The 19,248-nt window shown below is 33.2% G+C and carries 21 protein-coding genes and 1 other RNA gene; 8 read left to right on the forward strand and 14 right to left on the reverse strand.

From position 1 onward, the window contains the following. Positions 1 to 15: 15 nt before the first annotated feature. Positions 16 to 1,269, forward strand: coding sequence for a type IX secretion system plug protein (locus tag IEV72_RS07535; RefSeq protein WP_188458490.1), 1,254 nt, complete (start codon positions 16 to 18; stop codon positions 1,267 to 1,269). Positions 1,270 to 1,381: 112 nt separating this feature from the next. Then, on the forward strand, positions 1,382 to 3,010 hold the full coding sequence (gene pruA / locus IEV72_RS07540; RefSeq protein ID WP_188458491.1) for an L-glutamate gamma-semialdehyde dehydrogenase: 1,629 nt from the start codon (positions 1,382 to 1,384) through the stop codon (positions 3,008 to 3,010). 297 nt (positions 3,011 to 3,307) lie between these two features. Here pruA and IEV72_RS07545 read toward each other — a convergent pair whose 3' ends face one another. The 4 genes from IEV72_RS07545 to IEV72_RS07560 all read right to left on the reverse strand — a co-directional run bounded on the left by IEV72_RS07545 (position 3,308) and on the right by IEV72_RS07560 (position 5,971). Then, the gene (locus IEV72_RS07545; protein ID WP_188458492.1) at positions 3,308 to 4,192 is read right to left on the reverse strand and encodes a T9SS type A sorting domain-containing protein; all 885 of its coding nucleotides are present in this window, start codon (positions 4,190 to 4,192) and stop codon (positions 3,308 to 3,310) included. A 296-nt stretch (positions 4,193 to 4,488) separates the two neighbouring features. After that, positions 4,489 to 4,992, reverse strand: coding sequence for a phosphoribosyltransferase family protein (locus IEV72_RS07550; protein ID WP_188458493.1), 504 nt, complete (start codon positions 4,990 to 4,992; stop codon positions 4,489 to 4,491). After that, positions 4,989 to 5,579, reverse strand: a complete 591-nt coding sequence (locus tag IEV72_RS07555) for a class I SAM-dependent methyltransferase (RefSeq protein WP_229731835.1) — start codon at positions 5,577 to 5,579, stop codon at positions 4,989 to 4,991. Before IEV72_RS07555 ends, IEV72_RS07550 begins: the two co-directional genes overlap by 4 nt. A gap of 5 nt (positions 5,580 to 5,584) precedes the next feature. Then, positions 5,585 to 5,971: an RNA-binding S4 domain-containing protein gene (locus tag IEV72_RS07560; protein ID WP_188458495.1), complete on the reverse strand. Its 387-nt coding sequence runs from the start codon at positions 5,969 to 5,971 to the stop codon at positions 5,585 to 5,587. Between the two features lie 77 nt (positions 5,972 to 6,048). Between IEV72_RS07560 and IEV72_RS07565 the strand changes: the two genes are divergently transcribed. After that, the gene (locus tag IEV72_RS07565) at positions 6,049 to 6,963 is read left to right on the forward strand and encodes an FKBP-type peptidyl-prolyl cis-trans isomerase (RefSeq protein ID WP_188458496.1); all 915 of its coding nucleotides are present in this window, start codon (positions 6,049 to 6,051) and stop codon (positions 6,961 to 6,963) included. 6 nt (positions 6,964 to 6,969) lie between these two features. Next, complete coding sequence (locus IEV72_RS07570; RefSeq protein WP_188458497.1) at positions 6,970 to 7,587, forward strand: tetratricopeptide repeat protein; 618 nt, start codon at positions 6,970 to 6,972, stop codon at positions 7,585 to 7,587. 75 nt (positions 7,588 to 7,662) lie between these two features. Here the strand turns inward: IEV72_RS07570 and IEV72_RS07575 are convergent, their stop codons facing one another. The 3 genes from IEV72_RS07575 to recR all read right to left on the reverse strand — a co-directional run bounded on the left by IEV72_RS07575 (position 7,663) and on the right by recR (position 10,951). Then, positions 7,663 to 8,994 carry a dihydrolipoamide acetyltransferase family protein gene (locus IEV72_RS07575; RefSeq protein ID WP_188458498.1) on the reverse strand — a complete coding sequence of 444 codons (1,332 nt, stop codon included), beginning with the start codon at positions 8,992 to 8,994 and terminating at the stop codon, positions 7,663 to 7,665. A 223-nt stretch (positions 8,995 to 9,217) separates the two neighbouring features. Further along, on the reverse strand, positions 9,218 to 10,330 hold the full coding sequence (locus IEV72_RS07580) for a glycosyltransferase family 2 protein (RefSeq protein WP_188458499.1): 1,113 nt from the start codon (positions 10,328 to 10,330) through the stop codon (positions 9,218 to 9,220). Between the two features lie 3 nt (positions 10,331 to 10,333). Beyond that, positions 10,334 to 10,951, reverse strand: a complete 618-nt coding sequence (gene recR, locus IEV72_RS07585; RefSeq protein WP_188458500.1) for a recombination mediator RecR — start codon at positions 10,949 to 10,951, stop codon at positions 10,334 to 10,336. 82 nt (positions 10,952 to 11,033) lie between these two features. Between recR and IEV72_RS07590 the strand changes: the two genes are divergently transcribed. After that, positions 11,034 to 12,497 (forward strand): sodium:solute symporter, encoded by a 1,464-nt coding sequence (locus tag IEV72_RS07590; protein ID WP_188458501.1) that lies wholly within the window; start codon positions 11,034 to 11,036, stop codon positions 12,495 to 12,497. Here the strand turns inward: IEV72_RS07590 and IEV72_RS07595 are convergent. From IEV72_RS07595 to IEV72_RS07625, 7 genes are all read right to left on the reverse strand, one after another. Continuing rightward, on the reverse strand, positions 12,468 to 12,860 hold the full coding sequence (locus IEV72_RS07595) for a CoA-binding protein (protein WP_188458502.1): 393 nt from the start codon (positions 12,858 to 12,860) through the stop codon (positions 12,468 to 12,470). The genes IEV72_RS07590 and IEV72_RS07595 overlap by 30 nt on opposite strands. A 188-nt stretch (positions 12,861 to 13,048) precedes the next feature. Next, complete coding sequence (locus IEV72_RS07600) at positions 13,049 to 14,059, reverse strand: 3-oxoacyl-ACP synthase III family protein (protein ID WP_188458503.1); 1,011 nt, start codon at positions 14,057 to 14,059, stop codon at positions 13,049 to 13,051. 725 nt (positions 14,060 to 14,784) lie between these two features. Beyond that, positions 14,785 to 15,117, reverse strand: a complete 333-nt coding sequence (locus IEV72_RS07605) for a HepT-like ribonuclease domain-containing protein (RefSeq protein ID WP_188458504.1) — start codon at positions 15,115 to 15,117, stop codon at positions 14,785 to 14,787. Further along, a complete protein-coding gene (locus tag IEV72_RS07610; RefSeq protein ID WP_229731836.1) occupies positions 15,086 to 15,421 on the reverse strand; it encodes a nucleotidyltransferase family protein in 336 nt (111 codons plus the stop codon). Before IEV72_RS07610 ends, IEV72_RS07605 begins: the two co-directional genes overlap by 32 nt. A gap of 94 nt (positions 15,422 to 15,515) precedes the next feature. Then, on the reverse strand, positions 15,516 to 16,103 hold the full coding sequence (locus IEV72_RS07615) for a hypothetical protein (RefSeq protein WP_188458505.1): 588 nt from the start codon (positions 16,101 to 16,103) through the stop codon (positions 15,516 to 15,518). 141 nt (positions 16,104 to 16,244) lie between these two features. Continuing rightward, the gene (locus IEV72_RS07620) at positions 16,245 to 17,555 is read right to left on the reverse strand and encodes an ABC1 kinase family protein (RefSeq protein ID WP_188458506.1); all 1,311 of its coding nucleotides are present in this window, start codon (positions 17,553 to 17,555) and stop codon (positions 16,245 to 16,247) included. 7 nt (positions 17,556 to 17,562) lie between these two features. Further along, positions 17,563 to 18,228: a TetR family transcriptional regulator C-terminal domain-containing protein gene (locus IEV72_RS07625; protein WP_188458507.1), complete on the reverse strand. Its 666-nt coding sequence runs from the start codon at positions 18,226 to 18,228 to the stop codon at positions 17,563 to 17,565. A 222-nt stretch (positions 18,229 to 18,450) separates the two neighbouring features. Here IEV72_RS07625 and IEV72_RS07630 point away from each other — a divergent pair, with 222 nt between their 5' ends. The 3 genes from IEV72_RS07630 (at position 18,451) to ssrS (ending at position 19,204) form a co-directional block, all read left to right on the forward strand. Then, positions 18,451 to 18,741 (forward strand): coiled-coil domain-containing protein, encoded by a 291-nt coding sequence (locus IEV72_RS07630; RefSeq protein ID WP_188458508.1) that lies wholly within the window; start codon positions 18,451 to 18,453, stop codon positions 18,739 to 18,741. Positions 18,742 to 18,745: 4 nt separating this feature from the next. After that, positions 18,746 to 19,036, forward strand: a complete 291-nt coding sequence (locus tag IEV72_RS07635; protein ID WP_188458509.1) for a cell division protein ZapA — start codon at positions 18,746 to 18,748, stop codon at positions 19,034 to 19,036. Between the two features lie 59 nt (positions 19,037 to 19,095). Next, positions 19,096 to 19,204: non-coding RNA, 6S RNA (ssrS, locus tag IEV72_RS07640), on the forward strand. Positions 19,205 to 19,248: the final 44 nt, after the last annotated feature.

Raw genomic sequence — 19,248 nt, forward strand, 5'->3', positions numbered from 1 at the left:
AAAACTAAAATCAAAATGAAAAAAGCTTTCTTATTACTATTCATGTTTACATTTTTAAGTAAAGTGAATTCCCAAGTTTTTGAAGTAATTCCACCGAAACACATTAAAACTGTACAATTGCTCAGCAGTGAAAATGAATTTAACGGTACACCTATTATTCGACTCGGCTCGGGATTCACCTTGAGTTTTGACGATATCCGTGCTGCTGAAGAAGACTATTATTATGTAATTGAGCACTTTAATTACGATTGGACTCCTTCTAAACTTTCTAAAAATGAATACATAGACGGCTTTGATAATCAAAGGATTTTTGATTACACCAATTCTTTTAACACCCTACAATCTTACTCTCATTACGAATTAAAAATTCCTAATCAAAATGTAAGAAGCATAAATGTAAGTGGTAATTATAAAATTAAAATCCTGAATTACAACGGAGACACCGTGTTTTCTAGACGGTTTATAGTTTATGAAAACTTAGCCAAGGTACCTGTTGAAATTAGACGTTCTCGTGATTTAGAGTACATCCGAGAGAAGCAAGTAGTATACTTTAGTGTTAATAGTGAAGATTTAATATTTAGAAATCCTGAGCAAACCATAAAAACCACGATCATTCAAAACAACGATTTAAATGAAGCCATTTACGGTCTGAAACCACAATACACTTCTGGAAATAATTTGATTTACAGATATGATGAAGAAGCTTCATTTTGGGGCGGAAACGAATATCGATTTTTTGATAATTCTGACATAAGATTAGCATCACAAGGAATTGACCGTATCGAACTGGGTAAAGAATTATATAACACTTATTTACGTGTTCATGGACCAAGGTATAACAATAAATACGTTTTTAATCCAGACATTAACGGTGGCTTTAAAATCAATACACAACAAGGAGATGATAAGCGCAGAGAAGCAGAATATGCTTGGGTTCATTTTAGGTTAAATGAAGACAAACAAGAAAACGGTGGAGAATTTCATCTATATGGAAGGTTCAATAATTATGTAATTGATGATGATACGCATCTTGTTTACAATGAAGCTTCTAGACTTTATGAAACAAAATTGCTACTCAAACAAGGTTTCTATAATTTTAAGTACGTTTACCTGAGCCCTGAAGGTAATTTTGATAGTGGTTATGTCAGCGGAAATCACGATGTAACTGAAAACGATTACACAGTTTTAGTTTACTACCGAGAAATTGGCGCAAGATTTGACCGACTTATAGGTGTAGGAAGTGGTAATTCTCGAAATATAATCAACTAAAGTAAGAACTTTTCAAAAGCTTAACACTTCTTAAATAAACCTTACCATCTAAGATTTTTGTTTCCTTTTAAAATATTTATCTTTGAAGTCAATTCAAAAAAAATAATAAATAATGGGAAAAGGATTTTTTCACGTACCGCCAGCTGTTAACGAGCCGGTAAAAACATATGCTCCAGGAACACCAGAACGCGATGCTGTATTAAGCACCTATCGCAAAATGTGGGAGTCTCAAGTTGAAATACCACTTTTTATTGGTGGCAAAGAAATAAAGTCAGGAAAAACAAAAGATATTCTTCCTCCACACGATCATCAACACATTGTAGGCAAGTATCACACTGCTGAAAAAAAACATGTTCAGGATGCAATTGAAAACTCACTAGAAGCAAGAAAAGCTTGGGCAGATTTACCATGGGAACAACGTGCAGCTGTATTTTTAAAAGCGGCTGATTTAGTTGCTGGTCCTTACCGATACAAATTAAACGCATCGACTATGATTGGTCAATCTAAAAATATTTATCAAGCCGAAATTGATGCAGCTTGTGAATTGGCGGATTTTTTACGTTTTAACGTAGAATATATGTCGCAAATTTATGACGATCAGCCTGAATCCGACTCAAGTGCCTGGAATCGAGTAGAACACCGACCGCTTGAAGGTTTCATTTACGCAATTACACCTTTCAATTTTACTGCAATTGCTGGAAACCTTCCTACAAGTGCAGCCATGATGGGTAACGTTTGTGTTTGGAAACCAAGCGATAGCCAAATGTTTTCGGCTAAAATTGTGATGGATGTGTTCAAAGAAGCTGGAATTCCAGATGGTGTGATTAATATGATTGTAGGAGATCCTGAAATGATTACAGATACCATACTTGCCCATCCAGATTTCTCTGGTGTTCACTACACCGGAAGCACAGAAGTATTTAAAGGAATTTGGTCAAAAATTGGACAAAATATCACAAAATATAAAACCTACCCAAGAATTGTAGGTGAAACAGGAGGAAAAGATTTTATCGTAGCTCACGGCTCTGCAGATGCTAAAGTAGTAGCTACCGCTTTATCTCGTGGAGCTTTTGAATTCCAAGGACAAAAATGTTCAGCCGCTTCAAGATCTTACATTCCAAAAAGTTTATGGCCTAAGGTAAAAGATTTCTTAGTTGAAGATGTAAAATCTTTTAAAATGGGATCTCCAGAAGATATGCGTAATTTTATTACAGCCGTTATTCATGAAGGTTCGTTTAATAAATTGGCAAAATATATCGACCAAGCTAAAGCTTCAGATGAAGCAGAAATTATTGTTGGAGGAAATTATGATAGGTCTAAAGGTTGGTTTGTAGAGCCCACCGTAATTGTAACTACCAATCCTAAATATGAAACCATGGAAACCGAACTATTCGGTCCTGTGTTGACAATTTATGTGTATGATGATGCTAAATTTGAAGAAACGCTTCATTTGGTAGATGAAACAAGTCAATATGCGTTAACTGGCTCTATTATTTCAACAGACCGATATGCCGCAAGCTTAGCTACAAAAATTTTAGAAAACGCGGCTGGTAACTTCTACATAAATGATAAATGTACCGGTGCGGTTGTAGGTAGACAACCATTTGGTGGAGCTAGAAATAGCGGAACTAATGATAAAGCTGGATCTAAATTAAATTTATTGCGTTGGGTATCTCAACGATTGATAAAAGAAACTTTTGTTCCTGCAACAGATTACCGTTATCCATTTATGGGAGAATAACATTCTGAGATTCTTAAAAAGTACAGATGCTAAAAACCCTTGAAAACCTAAAAGTTTTCAAGGGTTTTTTATTGAAGCGAATGCAAATACCTATCTCAAAATTAAAGCCTAAGAACAAAGTTAAATCAACCCTATTTTAAGAGTCTTACAAATCTAATGAGTAGATATTTTCTTTATCATATGTTATGTCAATAGGTCTATTTTACTTTAAGCCAAGATAAGAGAAAAATATACTTCAAAAAAAAGACTGCCTTATAGGCAGTCTTTTAAATATTATATAAAAATTACAATCTGAAATTATTCAACAATAACTCTTTGTGATAAAGAACCTCCTGTTGTTTCAATATTAAGGATGTAAATCCCACTTGAAAGTTTAGCCACATCCATTGAACCATTGCTCATTTTCACTCCAGTATCTCTTCCTAATAAATCATGTAAAGAAGCATCATTAAGTATAAGATTTGATGGTAACTTTACATTTAAAATATTATCTGCTGGGTTAGGATAAACTGAAATTTGAGATAATAAAAAATCATCAGTATTTAAGTTTGTATCTCCAATTAAATTCAAGATAAGATGGTTATCTGGAAAGTTAATAGCTGCAAATGTTCCTGGGCTAGTAAGACCACAAGCTTCAGATGATAAATAACTAGGTGCATCTTGTCCTGCATCATTCACTCCAATTCTAAAATCGTAGTTGTTTGGTAATTCTGGGCTAGCCTGAATGTCTACAGCTACAATAAGTTCTGTTGAAGAATCTACGATAAAAGGTGTATCGAACATAACTTCAAAAAGCTCACCATCATCAGCAGCAGAAACATCAAAATCTTGAGATGCAACTTCAGTCAAAGTTCCATTAGGAAATGTTCCTGTTGTTGTGAATAATCTAACTGTGTTAGTTACTGTAGGATTACTTCCTCCAACATCTACAAATCGTGCAACAAAACCAACACCCATAGCTTCAAAATCTCCTGTAAAATCAAAATCTGATGGAGTGTAAGATCTGTAAAAGATATTATCTGATACACCTTCATCTCCAGATCCCGCAGTTTCATCTGGGTCTGATGCACATGCAACACCACCACCTGCTGAAGTTTGACTCACTGAGTGAGATAAAGTTTCTTGTGCGAATGCTCCAATTGAAATAATTGAAAGCGCTAATAGTAAAGTAATTTTTTTCATATGTATATATTTTTGGTAAATATAAATTTTTTATTTAAAACAAAACAAACACTGCATAAATATTGATACTTTTTAGCATTATTTATCAAAAAAAAGATATAAACGCCTTCAAATTTTGTTTTAAAAAAGAAAATGTCTCAAATTTTGAATATCCCATAATTGAAAATGAATTAAAAATAGAGAAGCAGTATATACCAAATGCAGCTTAGTAAATTTGCTAAATTAAAAACGAGTTTCTGATCAATTTACTTTTAAGTTTTTAATTTCACGAAACATTGCTTTTGAATGAAATACAACTAATACAACTGCACATTTGCATGTTCACCAAACTTTACTTGAACCATTTCATTTAAAGATGTAGATAAGGAAACTCCTTTGTAGTCAGCTTTAACTGGAAACTTTTTATGGCTTCTATCTACTAAAACAGCTGTTTTTAATTGTTTTAATGAGATTTCTAAAAAAAACTTTACCGCATAAATTAAAGTTGCACCAGAATTCAAGACATCATCTACAATAACAACAGATCCTCCTTCTACTTCTGAAAGTTTTAAACTACACTCAACTGCTTCTAAGGGATTTTTCTTATTGATTCGCAAACTTCCTAAAGTAATTTGTAAAGACGAAATAGTACGTAATTCTTCAACAAGAGCTTGAGCAAATGCGTAACCAGATTTCTGAATTCCAACCAAAACCAGATTGTCTTCATTTAAATGGTCTTCTAGAATTTGATATGCAATGCGTTTGGTTTTCTGTTGAATTTGTATTGCATTTAAAATAATATTGGTGTTGTTTTTTTTCATTTTCTTTTCAATTTAATAAATAGTTCTTTGCCTTCTCGGGTTACGTGAGAAAATTCTTCTCTCTCGAAGGTTTCAATTATAAAATAAGGTTCAAAGTAGCTAAGGTATTCTTGTTTGCTTCCACCATAAGGTGGCCCTTTTTCTGATAAAGGAAAATCAAATAATAAACCCACTAAGCTTTTTTCTCTTGGAAGAATTTGAGACATTTTTAAGGCGTATTCACTTCTCAAGTTTGGATTTAAAGCACAAAAAAATGTTTGCTCTAAAACCAAGTCAAACTTCATTTGCAGATCAAAAAAATTCTGATGTAGAAGTTGACTTTCAGGAAACCAGGGGCATCTTCTTCTAAAATCCTGAAGTGCGGTTTCAGCAATATCAAGTACATATACATTCTTAAATCCCTGACTAAAAAGATATTCTGCTTCATAAGCATTTCCTGCTCCAGGAATGAGTATGTGCTGTGAAGTATCTTGAAGTTGATCAATAAAATTTTTTAGTGGTGGAGAAACTACACCTAAATCCCATCCTATATCCTTTCGTTGATATCTATCATCCCAATATTCAGAAATATTCTTTGTTGTTTCCAAAATCATTACCAGTCTAAGTCTAAATTATCATCATCTAAATAATCATCTATTTCTCTTCTGTCTTTTTTGGTTGGTCTACCTGCTCCTTTTTTGCGGTAATAGTCTTTAGAATATTTCAATAAATCTAATTTTTCTAAATTTTCTTTTGGTGTAATGTCTAAAGCATAAATACTAACCAACTTTGCTCCTACTCGAGATGGCGGCATATCCAATACTTCAATTTTATAATTAATTTGATTTTTCCTTACTTGAATAATGTCAGTCGGGTAAATTTCACGAGAAGGTTTTACAGATTCATCGTTTATTTTTACCTGCCCTTTTTTACACGCATTTGTAGCTATTGTTCGGGTCTTAAAATAACGTACACACCATAAGTATTTATCTACTCGCATAATCTTTACATCTAAACTTCGTTATACCAACAAAAATAAGAGAAAATTGTATCTTGCGCCCAAATTAAAGACGAATAATGAATAAGTTTAAATCAATATTACTTTTATCTAGTATAATACTAATTTTTGCTAGTTGCGATGATGACGATGATGGCCCTACCAGCGAACCTTTACGTGATGCTGACGAAGTTAGGCTAGAAAATGAGATTACTATTAATCAATTTTTAGAAGACCATTACATAGAACAGCAACCCAACCAAGCCAATCCAAATTTTGATCGCATTGTTTTTAAGCCAATTAACTCTCCTGATGCACCTTCTGACGCGGTGGCTGTAAAAGACTCTGAGCTTTTAAAATCTAAAACAATTACACAAAATAACATTGAATACGATTTATTTTATGTCCAAATTAGAGAAGGCGCAGCTTCAGAACGCAAACCTACATTTGCAGATTCGCTTTTGGTAACTTATGAAGGATATACCATAGAGAATGAATTATTTGACGGAACACCAAACCCGATTTGGTTAGATGGAAGTAACCTTGTAGTTGGATTTAGAGAAGCAATGACGGAGTATCGTGGTTCCAGCGGTTTTGTTGAAAACCCAGATGGAAGTTTTGCATTTAACGACGACTTTGGAATTGGTGCAGTTATTATACCATCAGGTTTAGCCTATTTTGCTACACCACCTATCAACTCTGGTATTGAAAGATATAAACCTATTGTATTTACTTATCAATTATACCGATCTAGATTAATTGACCACGACCGTGATGGAATTCCTTCTTACATGGAAGACCTCAACGGAACAAGAAGACTAAACGATGTAGATACAGACGGTGACCGAATATTTAATTACCTTGATGAAGATGACGATGGCGATGGTGTTCCTACTCGTGATGAAATTACCATAGAAGAAGATGGAACAATTGTTTTTCCAGATAGCAATGGTAATGGAACTGCTGATTACCTAGACTCAACTTACCCAGAATAATAAAAAATGAAATATAATATATTCATCCTACTAGCAGTAGTAAGTATTTTTACTGCTTGCAATACAAAAGAAAACGACAGAGAATTAGCAGAGCAACTCAATAACGAAGGCGTAGACCAACTTCAAAAACAAAACTTTGATGAAGCTACTGAATTACTGAATTCTGCAATTGAAGCTGATGATACCTACGCTGAACCTCACGCACACTTAATTAATATCTATTTAAATGAATCTGATTTTGATGCAGCTCTGCATGAAAGCGAAATTGTGATTGAAAAAGCTCCAGATGAAGCAGAAAACTGGGTGTTAGCAGGAATTCTTACCGAAAAAAAAGGCGATAAAGAAAAAGCTTTTTCGTATTACAATGAAAGCATCAAATGGTTTCAAAAACGTTTAGATGAAGAAAAACAAAATATTGATGAAACAGAAAATCATGACTTACCGCTTCAAGATGAAATCAATATCATTTTTTCTTACATACTTTTGGAAAAACAAAATAAATCTAATGAATTAATCGAAGAACTTGAAGTTCGTTTTCCTGATAATGCCATGATTAAAAATTTATATGATTTTGATAAGGAAATGTATTTAGACAATTTATTCCCAGAAATGGATGAAGAGTAGTTCTTATAATTTTTTCAGTTATAACTAAAAAAGCCGCTTTTCAGCGGCTTTTTTGATGGATATAAATGGTACTATTTAAATCTCACGATGGGTATCAAAAGCTTCTAGATATTGAGCAACGCGTTGCACAAATTGCCCTCCTAATGCGCCGTTTACCACGCGATGATCATAAGAATGCGATAAGAACATTTTATAACGAATACCAATAAAATCGCCTTCTGGTGTTTCAATAACCGCAGGAACTTTTCTGATAGCTCCTAAAGCCAAAATACCAACTTGTGGTTGATTGATAATCGGGGTTCCCATAATGCTACCAAAAGTACCTACATTGGTAACTGTGTAGGTTCCGCCTTGAGTATCGTCTGGTTTTAATTTCCCCGTTCTAGCTCGGTTGGCTAAGTCGTTTACTTTTTTAGCCATACCTAATAAATTCAATTGATCTGCATCTTTAATGACAGGAACAATTAAATTTCCGTCAGGTAAAGCTGCTGCCATACCTAAATTAATGCGTTTGCGTTTTATAATTTTATCTCCATCTACCGCTATGTTAATCAATGGAAAATCTTTAATGGTTTTAGCAACGGCTTCCATAAAAATGGGAGTAAAAGTAAGCTTCTCTCCTTCTCTTTTCAGAAATTCATTTTTATGTTTATTTCTCCAATTCCAAATGTTGGTTACATCTACTTCAATAAAAGATTGCACATGTGCCGAAGTTTGTGTGCTGGCTACCATATGGTGAGCAATCATTTTACCCATGCGGCTCATCTCAATAATTTCGTCTTCTGCATTTACATTTACAGGCGTTGAAGCGGGTTTAGGTGTTGCAGCAGTACTTGGCTTAGCTTCGGTTGAAGGTTTTGTACTTGTTGGAGTAACTTTTCCTTGTTTTTTATCTTCTACATATTGTAAAATATCATCTTTAGTAACCCTACCTTCTAAACCAGAACCTGTAATAGCATCTAATTCTGCTATGCTAATTCCTTCGGTTTTAGCAATATTTTTTACCAGTGGCGAATAAAATCGGTCGCTATCTGAGTAATTATTTTCTGCGGTAGATTTACCTTGGTCTACAAAAGTTTCAGCTACTTCTGCCGCTTCCTGTGTGCTTGTATCTTCGGTTTCATTACTTTCAGTTGAATCATCTTCATCTGAATTTTCTACATCCGCATCGGTTTCAATAATGGCAATTACTTCACCAACTTGAATTACATCGTCTACTTCAAAGCGTTTTTCAATTAACTTTCCATCTACTTCACTGGGAACTTCAGAGTCAACTTTATCGGTTGCAATCTCTAAAACTGCTTCGTCAGCTTCAATGGTATCGCCCACTTCTTTCAACCAATTGGTCAAGGTTGCTTCTGCAACACTTTCCCCCATTTTTGGTAATTTAAGTTCGAATTTTGCCATATCTTTAACCTTTCTGGTGATTTTAAATTTAAATTGCGAATTTAATAAAAATACGCGTCTTTTATTTTAAAATATTTTAAAATAAAAAGAATTACAAGAATTCATCTATTTGCGTCTTTTTGCAACCTGAATTCATAAGTATTCAAAATAATCAATAATTTCAAAATTAAAGCTTTTAAGTTTCCTTTATACATTATAAGTAAATAGAATTAAAGCTTCAGTTCTAAAAATAAGTTACTTCGCCTTTTTGAGTGCTTGTGTCGCTACCCAACATTAAATTATGGGTTCTGGGTATAATTCGAAATTGTAAATTTGAAGTTGAAAAGTGGCTAATCATTTGAATAATTTCAGTATAACTCAAGTAGGTAGCATCAAAAAGCAAATATCCTTTTTTATCTTTTAGTTGAAGTAATTCTGCTTTGGAAACAAGTTGAACATTGAATTGATTGGGTATTTTTTTTAATACTTGCTGGTTATCGGAAAGCAACCAAGCATCTTGAAACCTAAATTTCGTTTCAGTTGAAGCGGCAACACCCAAATTGAAGCTTTGCGCTAATTGCAATCCTAAATTGACTACAAATGCGGTAAGCCAATTGCTTTTAAAATGTTTTTTATAAAACAGCTGCATAGCACCAAAAAACCGCTGTCTAAATGCATTATCTTTTACTGTGCTTTCACCTTTAAAGTGAAGACACGAAACATTTCCTAAGTAATAATTTTTGAAATTATGCTGTAAAAATTGATAACTTAAGTCAATGTCTTCGCCATACATAAAATAGGCTTCATCTAAACCGCCAACTTGATGATAGCGATCTTTTAGCATCAACATAAAAGCGCCAACTAAAATGGATACTTCACCGGTTTCATCTTTACTAAGTTGATTTGCATAATAGGATTGATCGCGACCCAATAATTTAGTTATAGCCACTTTTGGAGTAGGGATATTTCGTTTAGATTCGGGTAAAAAATGCCCGCTTCCATCAAGCAATTGAACACCTAAAGCACCTAAATCTTTCTTCTTTTTTACAAATTGAAGTGCTTCAATAAAGGTGTTTTCAGCAACTACCGTATCGGGGTTAAGCAAGCAAATGTATTTTCCTTTGGCTTGTTGTATAGCTCTATTGTTTCCTTTCGAAAAACCTAAGTTTTCTGGAATGGGAATTTGCTTCACATCGGGAAAAAACTGACTTAAAAGTGCTAAACTTTCATCTTGCGAATGATTATCGGCTACAATAATTTCAGCATCAATTTCGGCTATTGCCTTCACCACAGAATCTACACACAATAACAAATGTGCGGGAACTTTGTAGTTTAAAATAATAACCGATAACTCCACGGTTTAGTTTTTTAGTGAATTCTGAAAAGGAACGCGGTCTACGATACTTCGGCCTAAACTAACTTGGTCGGCAAATTCCAACTCATCACCTACCGAAATTCCACGTGCTATGGTAGAAGTAGTGATATTGAATTCCTTGATTTGGTTGTAAATATAAAAGTTAGTTGTGTCGCCTTCCATTGTGCTACTCAAGGCAAAAATGAGTTCATCAACGCTTCCATTGCTTACTTTTTCTACCAAACTCGCAATTTCTAATTGGTTGGGACCAATTCCGTCTATCGGACTAATTTTTCCACCTAAAATATGGTAAACGCCTTTGTATTGATTGGTATTTTCAATGGCCATCACATCGCGAATATCTTCTACTACACAAACCAATGTATGATTGCGATTGGGATTAGCGCAAATTTCACAAATTTTGCTGTCGCTTATATTATTGCATTTTTCACAGTGTTTAATCTCCGTTTTTAAATTGACCAATGCTTGAGCTAAATCGGTAGTTCGTTCTACAGGTTGATTAAGCAAATGCAAAGCCAATCGCAATGCGGTACGTTTTCCTATTCCAGGTAAATACGCAATTTCTTCAACTGCGTTTTCTAATAATTTCGACGAAAAATCCATTTCATTTAATTCTGTTTCAAAAATACAATAAATACTAGCCTTGCTAATCTAATTTGCTAATTTTGTAGGCATATTTACATTTATGCAACCCATTTACATTCTGGCGCTAATCGGCGCATACTTTGGCGTTTTAATTTTGATTTCCTATTTAACTGGAAAAGATGATTCCAATGCTGCATTTTTTAAAGCTGAAGGAAAATCGCCTTGGTACATCGTTGCTTTTGGAATGGTGGGCGCGTCCTTATCTGGCGTAACTTTTATTTCGGTACCCGGTTGGGTTGGCGATGCACAATTTAGCTACATGCAAGTGGTAATGGGTTATTTGGTAGGTTATATAATTATAGCTTACGTGCTTTTACCCATTTATTATTCACTTAATGTAACTTCTATTTATCAGTATTTAGAACAGCGTTTTGGAATGGTAAGTTACCGAACAGGCGCTTTCTTTTTCTTTATTTCTAGGGTTTTAGGCGCTTCGTTTCGCTTGTTTTTGGTAGCTACGGTTTTACAGTATTTTGTATTTGAAAGTTGGGGCGTTCCTTATTTTGTAACGGTTATTTTATCCATTTTACTCATTTGGATTTACACCGCGCGGGGTGGCATCAAAACCATTGTTTGGACCGATACTTTACAAACTTTCTTCATGTTAGGCTCGGTGGTTATTGCGGTATATTATATCAGTGCAGAGTTGAATTGGCAATGGACTGATTTTTTGCAAGCTGAAGAATTAAAAGCCTATACCAAAACTTTTCATTTCAACTCTATTTTAGATAAAAATTATTTTTGGAAATCCTTTATTAGTGGAATGTTCATCACCATTTGTATGACGGGTTTAGACCAAGATATGATGCAGAAAAACTTAACCTGTAAAAGCTTGAAAGATGCTAAAAAGAATGTACTTTCTTACGGATTGGTGTTTATTCCCGTAAACTTGGCTTTCTTATTTTTAGGGGCTTTGCTTTTTATTTATGCTGAACAACAAGGCATTGCTGTTCCCGTTTTAGATGGAAAAGCCAAAACCGATTTACTTTTTCCTGAAATTGCTTTAAATGCTGGTTTACCTGTGGGATTAAGTGTCATTTTTATCTTGGGCTTAATCGCTGCGGCTTATTCAAGTGCAGATAGCGCACTAACTTCGCTTACTACTAGTTTTTGTGTAGATTTTTTAGCCATTGAAAAAAGAGAAGCACTCAAACAAAAAAGCTTACGTAAAAAAGTACATGTGTTGATCAGTATTGTATTGATTATTGTAATTATTGCTTTTAAATATCTATTAGATAGCAATGTAATTGATAATTTACTGAAAGTAGCGAGCTATACCTATGGACCACTTTTAGGCTTGTTTAGTTTTGGAATTTTCACCAAATACAAAATTAAAGATCAATGGGTTTGGTTGGTAGCATTGATTTCCGTGGCCATAACTTTTGGTTTAGGTAGTCTTCCTGCAGATTTTTTTGGTGGCTATCAATTCAATTACGAATTACTGATTGTAAACGGAGCATTAACCTTTTTAGGATTAATATTGCTGCGTAGAAAGCATGACTAAGGTGCAAGCATGTACAACTTCAATTTGATTTTCTTCTAATATATTTTCCAATTCTGGATTATTTGTACCTGGATTAAAAATTACACGCCTAGGATTCAGTTGAAGCAAATAATCATAAAAATCAGTTTGGTTTTTTGCACTCAAATAAAGCGTGACTGTATCTATATCTGAGAACTCTTTTTGGTCTTTGTAAATTTTTACTCCGTTAACTTCAGCAGCTTTTATGCCTACACCAACTACCGGATAATTGTTTTTCAACAAGCTTTGCAAAGCCAAATAAGCATAGCGATTGGGTTTGGTAGAAGCACCTAAAATTAGAGTTTTGGGTTTAGTTTCTGATGAAAATAAATTTTGTTTAATCATCTTTAGTGTTTGATATACAGTAAGTTAAAATTAGTTAAAATTGTAACATTCTGCAATTAGATTCGTTTAATAAGTAATAAATGAAACAACTTATTTGAATTAGCCATTCTAAATAACTAAAAATTCATTTTTGTTTATATAAAGGAGTTGGATGAATATTCAACTCCTTCTTTTTGTTTAACTATATCTTAAGCCCAACGAATAATAGCACTTCCCCAAGTAAAACCACTTCCAAAAGCAGCTAATACAACTACATCGCCAGAATTGATTTTTCCTTCTTCCCAAGCTTCCGTTAAAGCAATGGGTATAGAAGCTGCCGTTGTATTTCCGTATCGCTGAATGTTATTGTAGACTTGCTCATCCTTCAACTGAAACTTTTTCTGTATAAATTGAGAAATCCGCAAGTTTGCTTGGTGTGGAATCAACATATTGATATCTGAAACATCCAGTTCATTATAAGCTAAACCTTCATGAATTACTTCAGAAAAACGAGCCACTGCATTTTTGAAAACCAATTGGCCATTCATATACGGATAATATGGAATATTTTCTTGTGGGTTATCCTTCATGATTTCTGGAACCCAATAATTGGTACTTGGTCCTATCAGCGAAAGTTCTTCAGCAAATTCTCCTTGCGAGTGTAAATGGGTAGATAAAATTCCGCTCCCATTTTCTTCGGCACGAGTTAATACCGCTGCTCCTGCTCCATCTCCAAAAATTACGGAAACCGAACGACCACGCGTGGTAAAATCTAAACCTCCACTATGGTTTTCGCTTCCAATAACCAACACATTTTTGTACATACCGGTTTTGATAAATTGATCGGCTACCGACAATCCGTAAATAAAACCTGAACATTGGTTACGCACATCTAGGGCTGGACAAGTTTTTATGCCCAACATATCTTGAATTTGCACACCACAACCTGGAAAATAATAATCTGGACTTAAGGTAGCAAACACGATTAAATCAATTTCATTTTTGTTGATTTTTGCACGCTCGATGGCTTGTAATGCGGCTTTTTTACCCATAACCGCTGTAGTATCTTCCGTATTTTTATCGATGTGTCTGCGTTCTTTTATTCCAGTACGCTCGGTTATCCATTCGTCTGTAGTATCCATTATCTTGGATAAATCTTGATTAGTAACCACGTTTTCGGGCACGTATTTTCCTAATCCTGCAATTTTTGACTGAAACATAAGCTTGAAAAATTTCAAATAATTAAGCTCCCAATATACGGAATATTATGATTTTGATAAGTTAAGGACAGAATATTTAATAAATGTTGAAATTAAAAAGTAAGTGAAGATAAATTTATTACTAAAACCCGTTGTGCATTTTGATAAAATTCTGTCAATTCGAACGAATTTCACATTTGAAATGATTGATCCCGAAGTGTCGGGAGTATCAAGAAAAAGAATTTTTGGATATGAATTGGTTCTCGAAACGATTTTTTTATCAAAATATCACTACTAATTGATATTTTATATAATTTGTCTGTTTTCAGCTATTTTCAAATAGCTTTACTGGCTTTACCATTAACGAATAAGTTTGATTAAAAATTTTTCCCTTTAAGGGAAATGCCGAAAGGCAAAGGGTGTTTTAGCATGTTAGTTTACACCCATCCCTTACCCTTCCATCAATGGAAGGGAAGAAGCTGATACATAGTTTAGTTAAAAAAAATTAATTATCACTTCCCATTAAATAAAATTTCCAAGATTTTCTATGGCTCGATCCTGTCTTACTGAACAGGCAGTCTCACATTATGCTATCTATTTTAACTCAAAATGCACAACGGGTTACTAAACTTTGTAACTGCCGCGTACTTTTAAAACTGAGCATCAATTTCTATAAAACATAGAAATTGCATGTCTGAATGCCTAAATAAGGTTAATAATTAGCCTTTAAGATTAACTACAGAGATTTATGATGCCATATTTTGAATTTCGTCTTTTAATTTCATTAAGTGCCGATTTAAAACAACCCAAACAATTGAATTATCGATGCTATCGTAAGCATGAATTAATCTATTTCTAAAACCTATAATTTGCTTATCGTTTTCAATTTTAAGGTCTAGTTTGTTCTTTTTAAGTTGGTTTAAAGCTTCTCCAATAATAGCCAATTGTCTTTCTACTGCGCTTTGTGTTTTTAAATCTCTTTGGTAGGTATTGAAATCAGATATATCAACGGTAAACTTTTCTATCAAATCTATGGCTGATAAAATATCAAAAAGATATTTTTTGTTCTTTTCCGTCATAAATTAATATTTTAGTTGCATCGATATTTTTCTTAAGAATAGGATTTTTAATTGAATTACTCGTTAGCAAATCAACTTTTCGCTGGAAAAACTGTTCGAATTTATCCCAAATGTTGATTAAATTTTCCCCGCGTTCTAGAGCATCTTCATTGTCTATTTCAATCAATAAATCGATATCGCTCGTTTCTTCATCGAATTGATCGGTTATTGAAGAACCAAAAGCATATAAACTTTTAACATTATGTGATTTACATAAAGATAAAAATTCCGTCATCTTACTTTTAATGGATTCTCTTAAATTCATATTGCTAATATAGCATTTTTAATTGCATTATAATATTGACCACATTAATATAAATGCTATGAAACTTAGTAATACAGCATTTAAAACACGAGTGTTAATCTCTATATCTACCGCGTACTTTTAAAAACTCAGCATCAACTTCGGTAACAACAAAATCATCTTTTTGATGATCGAAAAGGCGAAGTAAAAAAGTGGCGTGAATGTGCTCTTCATCTATAATATTAATTTCTAAAGGTACAGGTTCCAAATCTTCATACATCAAAAAATCTTCGTCGGACAAGTCGGTATAATTATAGGATTGTGAAATATCTAAATGCACTATTTCATTGGAATATTTTTCTTCTAAAAGTATGCCAACTCTCAATATGCCATGTGAAAAAAAAGCTTGCCCAGGTCTTTCTTTATATACTGGTAAATTTAATGAAATATCCGTTTTATTTGAAGTGCTCCAGATAAAATTTAAAGCTTCCCAATCTGTATTCCAAAGTGCAAGATCGGGTAAATTCCAAACCGCTAACAAATCGGTTTCAGCTTCTTGGTTATTTAAAATATAGATTGGGGTTTTGGCTTCGTATTTGGTTAACACATAAGCACCCACATTTTGATGCTCGTAGTAACCTACTGTATCATCGCTACAGCTTAATAGGAAAAAGGAAACAAACAATAAAGTTAGTTTTTTCATAACAATTGGATGATTTTAAAACGAATTTAAAAAATATTTCGATAAACAACTAAAAATCAATAGTAAATTGAAATGTAAAAAAGAAAGCACGCTTCATCTTAAACAGAATCAACGTGCTTCCCAACCAACCTAACCAATCTTTTAATCGATGTATTGTTTGTAATCGTTTACTTGAATATTCGCTTTTAAATCGTTTAGCAAATTGTATAATCCAAAAAATGTACGATTGATATATAGAAAATGTTTGCTTCCACGATTACCATTCATTTTACGCAATTGTTTATCACTACTGTATTTTTCACTTAAATTGGATATTTTACCCCAAAATTCTTCATCTCCAAAATCGAAGGTTTCACTGTGGAATGGTTGGGTAAATAAGCTCAACATTTCATGAAACAAATCGGTAAAATATTCCACTTCGTCAGGCTTATCGTCTGGTCGTAAAATTTCCAATTGCTTCAATTTTTCTTGAAAAAATACTCGATTATTGATGTTTTTGGGTACTGCCAATTCAAAATAAGGCGTATAAAATTCATCAGGAATTTTCTTCATGCAACCAAAATCAATCGCAATTAATTCATCTTTATCATTGATTAAAAAATTACCCGGATGTGGATCGGCATGCACTTCTTTTAAATGATGAATTTGGTACATATAGAAATTCCATAAAGTTTGCCCAATTTTGTTGCCTTGCTCTTGCGTAAAATCGGTTTTAGCAAATTCAGACAAATGTATTCCCTGCATCCAATCCATGGTAATGATTCGCTCACTGGACATTTCTTGGTAATAAACAGGAAACTTCAAGTTTGAAATGTGTTTACATGCTTCAGAAATAGCTTTACTTTGTTTTACTTCTAGAATGTAATCGGTTTCTTCTAGCAATTTATCTTCAACTTCTTTAAAATATTTATCAGAATCTTTTCCCTTAATGTTGAACATTTTTAAAGCAACGGGCTTTACCATTTTTAAATCTGAACTAATACTTTCAGCTACACCAGGATATTGAATTTTCACAGCAAGTTTTCTCCCATCTTTTTCAGCTTTGTGCACTTGACCAATACTGGCTGCATTTACCGAATCTGGTGTAAACTGATCGTATATATTTTCAGGATAATCGCCTTGATATTGCTTAAAGGTTTTTCTAACCAAAGGAGCTGACAACGGCGGAACGCTAAATTGTGCCAAAGAAAATTTTTCAACATACGCATTAGGCAATATGTTTTTTTCCATGGAAAGCATTTGTGCTACCTTTAAAGCGCTTCCTTTCAAACTTTTTAAACCATCATAAATATCTGTTGCGTTACTCTCATCTAATTCTTCGCGAGTAAGTTCAGAATTGAATGCTTTTTTAGAATAATATTTAAGGTAATTTCCTCCAATTTTAGCTCCTGTAGAAACTAACTTGGAAGTTCGGCTAAGTTTGCCTGTTGGTATTTTGTCTAAAGTTTTCATCTGTAAATTATCGGTTCATTTGTTCTTTGTATAAGAACTTTCCAAAATCGAATACTTTTTCTAATGGCGTATTATCAAACACATCAAAAATGGTGTTTACTGATTTTTCAATAGCCACATCTGTTTTTTCAAAATTTGGTGATGTATCATCTTTCCAAAATTTCAACAAAAACAAAAATTGAATCCAAGCGCCTTCAGAAAATACGGATTCGGAGTTTTTCAAAAATTTGAATTTCTTTTCATCATTGTCGTCTTCAATTAAATCTTTAGCGAAAGATTTAATGTCTTTACGAAGCCCTTTCAATTGGTTCATGTTTTTCATCATGTCTTCATGCTCGTCTAAAGCCATTAAAACATAGCTTCTGTTGGCTGAAAGAATTTCGAAGAAAGTAAAAAAGAACGTCAGCATTTTTTCGCGGCTTCCGTATTGTGCAACTTCTTCATTTTGATGCATTAAATCTGTTGTATTCTGATAAAAAGCAGACCAAATTCCATTACGTAATGCTTCAAAACTGCCGAAGAATTGATAGAATTCATTTTCTTCAAAATGCTGTTCTTTAGCGAATTTGTAAACCGATTTTGGATATTTTTCGTGAGTCAACACATAATCCATATACAAGGTAATTAAACTTTGTTTATCTAATTTTTTCTTGGTTTTTGTTTTAGTTGGCATAATCTAAATCTTTGATTACAAAGATAGCTATTGTTTAATCTTTTAAATAAAAAGCTAAACAAATGTTTTGTTAAATTAAAAGCTTGAAAACATTGAAAATATGAAACTGAGCGGATGAAAAATTGGTATAATTAAAAAAATCAAAATCATTTCTTTCTAAAAAAGCTACAAATTAAGATAAGAATGCTAAATTTGCGCTAATGGAAATTTGTGTTAATTAAGATGAAAAGTACCATAGCGTATATTGATTTACTTGAAGTTAACATAAAAAAGCTCATTGATAAGCAGAAAAGCTTGGCAGCTGAAAATGAAGATTTGAAGACTGAATTAGCGTCTGTTACAAATCAACAAAAAGCTTTATTTAATGAGATTGAACGTTTACAGAAAGAAAACCAAACGCTTAAAAACGCAAATGCCATTTTAGGTAGTACTGAATTTAAAAGGGAAACCAAATTAAAGATAAATAGTCTAATCAAGGAGATAGATCAATGTATAGTTCAACTTGCTGAGTAATGCTATGGATGAGAAATTAAAAATAAAAATTTCAATTGCAGATCGGGTTTACCCGCTAAACATTAAAGCATCTCAGGAAGAAAGCTTGCGTAAAGCAGCAAAAAATATAGAAGCGGTAATTAAAAAATATGAGCAAAGTTATGCCGTTAAAGATAAACAAGATGTTTTAGCCATGTGTGCTTTACAGTTTGCTGCAGATAATGAACAAAAAAAACTTCGTGAAACCGATGGCGATCAAGAAGTAAATTTAAGATTAGAAGTTTTACATAATTTGGTGAAAAATAATTTGAATTAAATAACGTTCTTTACATATAACAAAAACAATACTGCCTGTATTAGTTCCTTTTTTGATAAACTCAACACTTAAATAAATAAAAAGGGTGAGTTTCAATTGTAAAAGCAAGCCTCCTTTGAGGGGATCCTTGATCAGTTGTGTAGCCCTAATCCTGTTTTTACGGAGTTTATTTCAAAACTAAATACTAATACAGGCTTTTTTTATAACTATAC

Origin of the sequence: Psychroflexus planctonicus, from assembly GCF_014640195.1 — a bacterium.
Taxonomy (GTDB): domain Bacteria; phylum Bacteroidota; class Bacteroidia; order Flavobacteriales; family Flavobacteriaceae; genus Psychroflexus; species Psychroflexus planctonicus.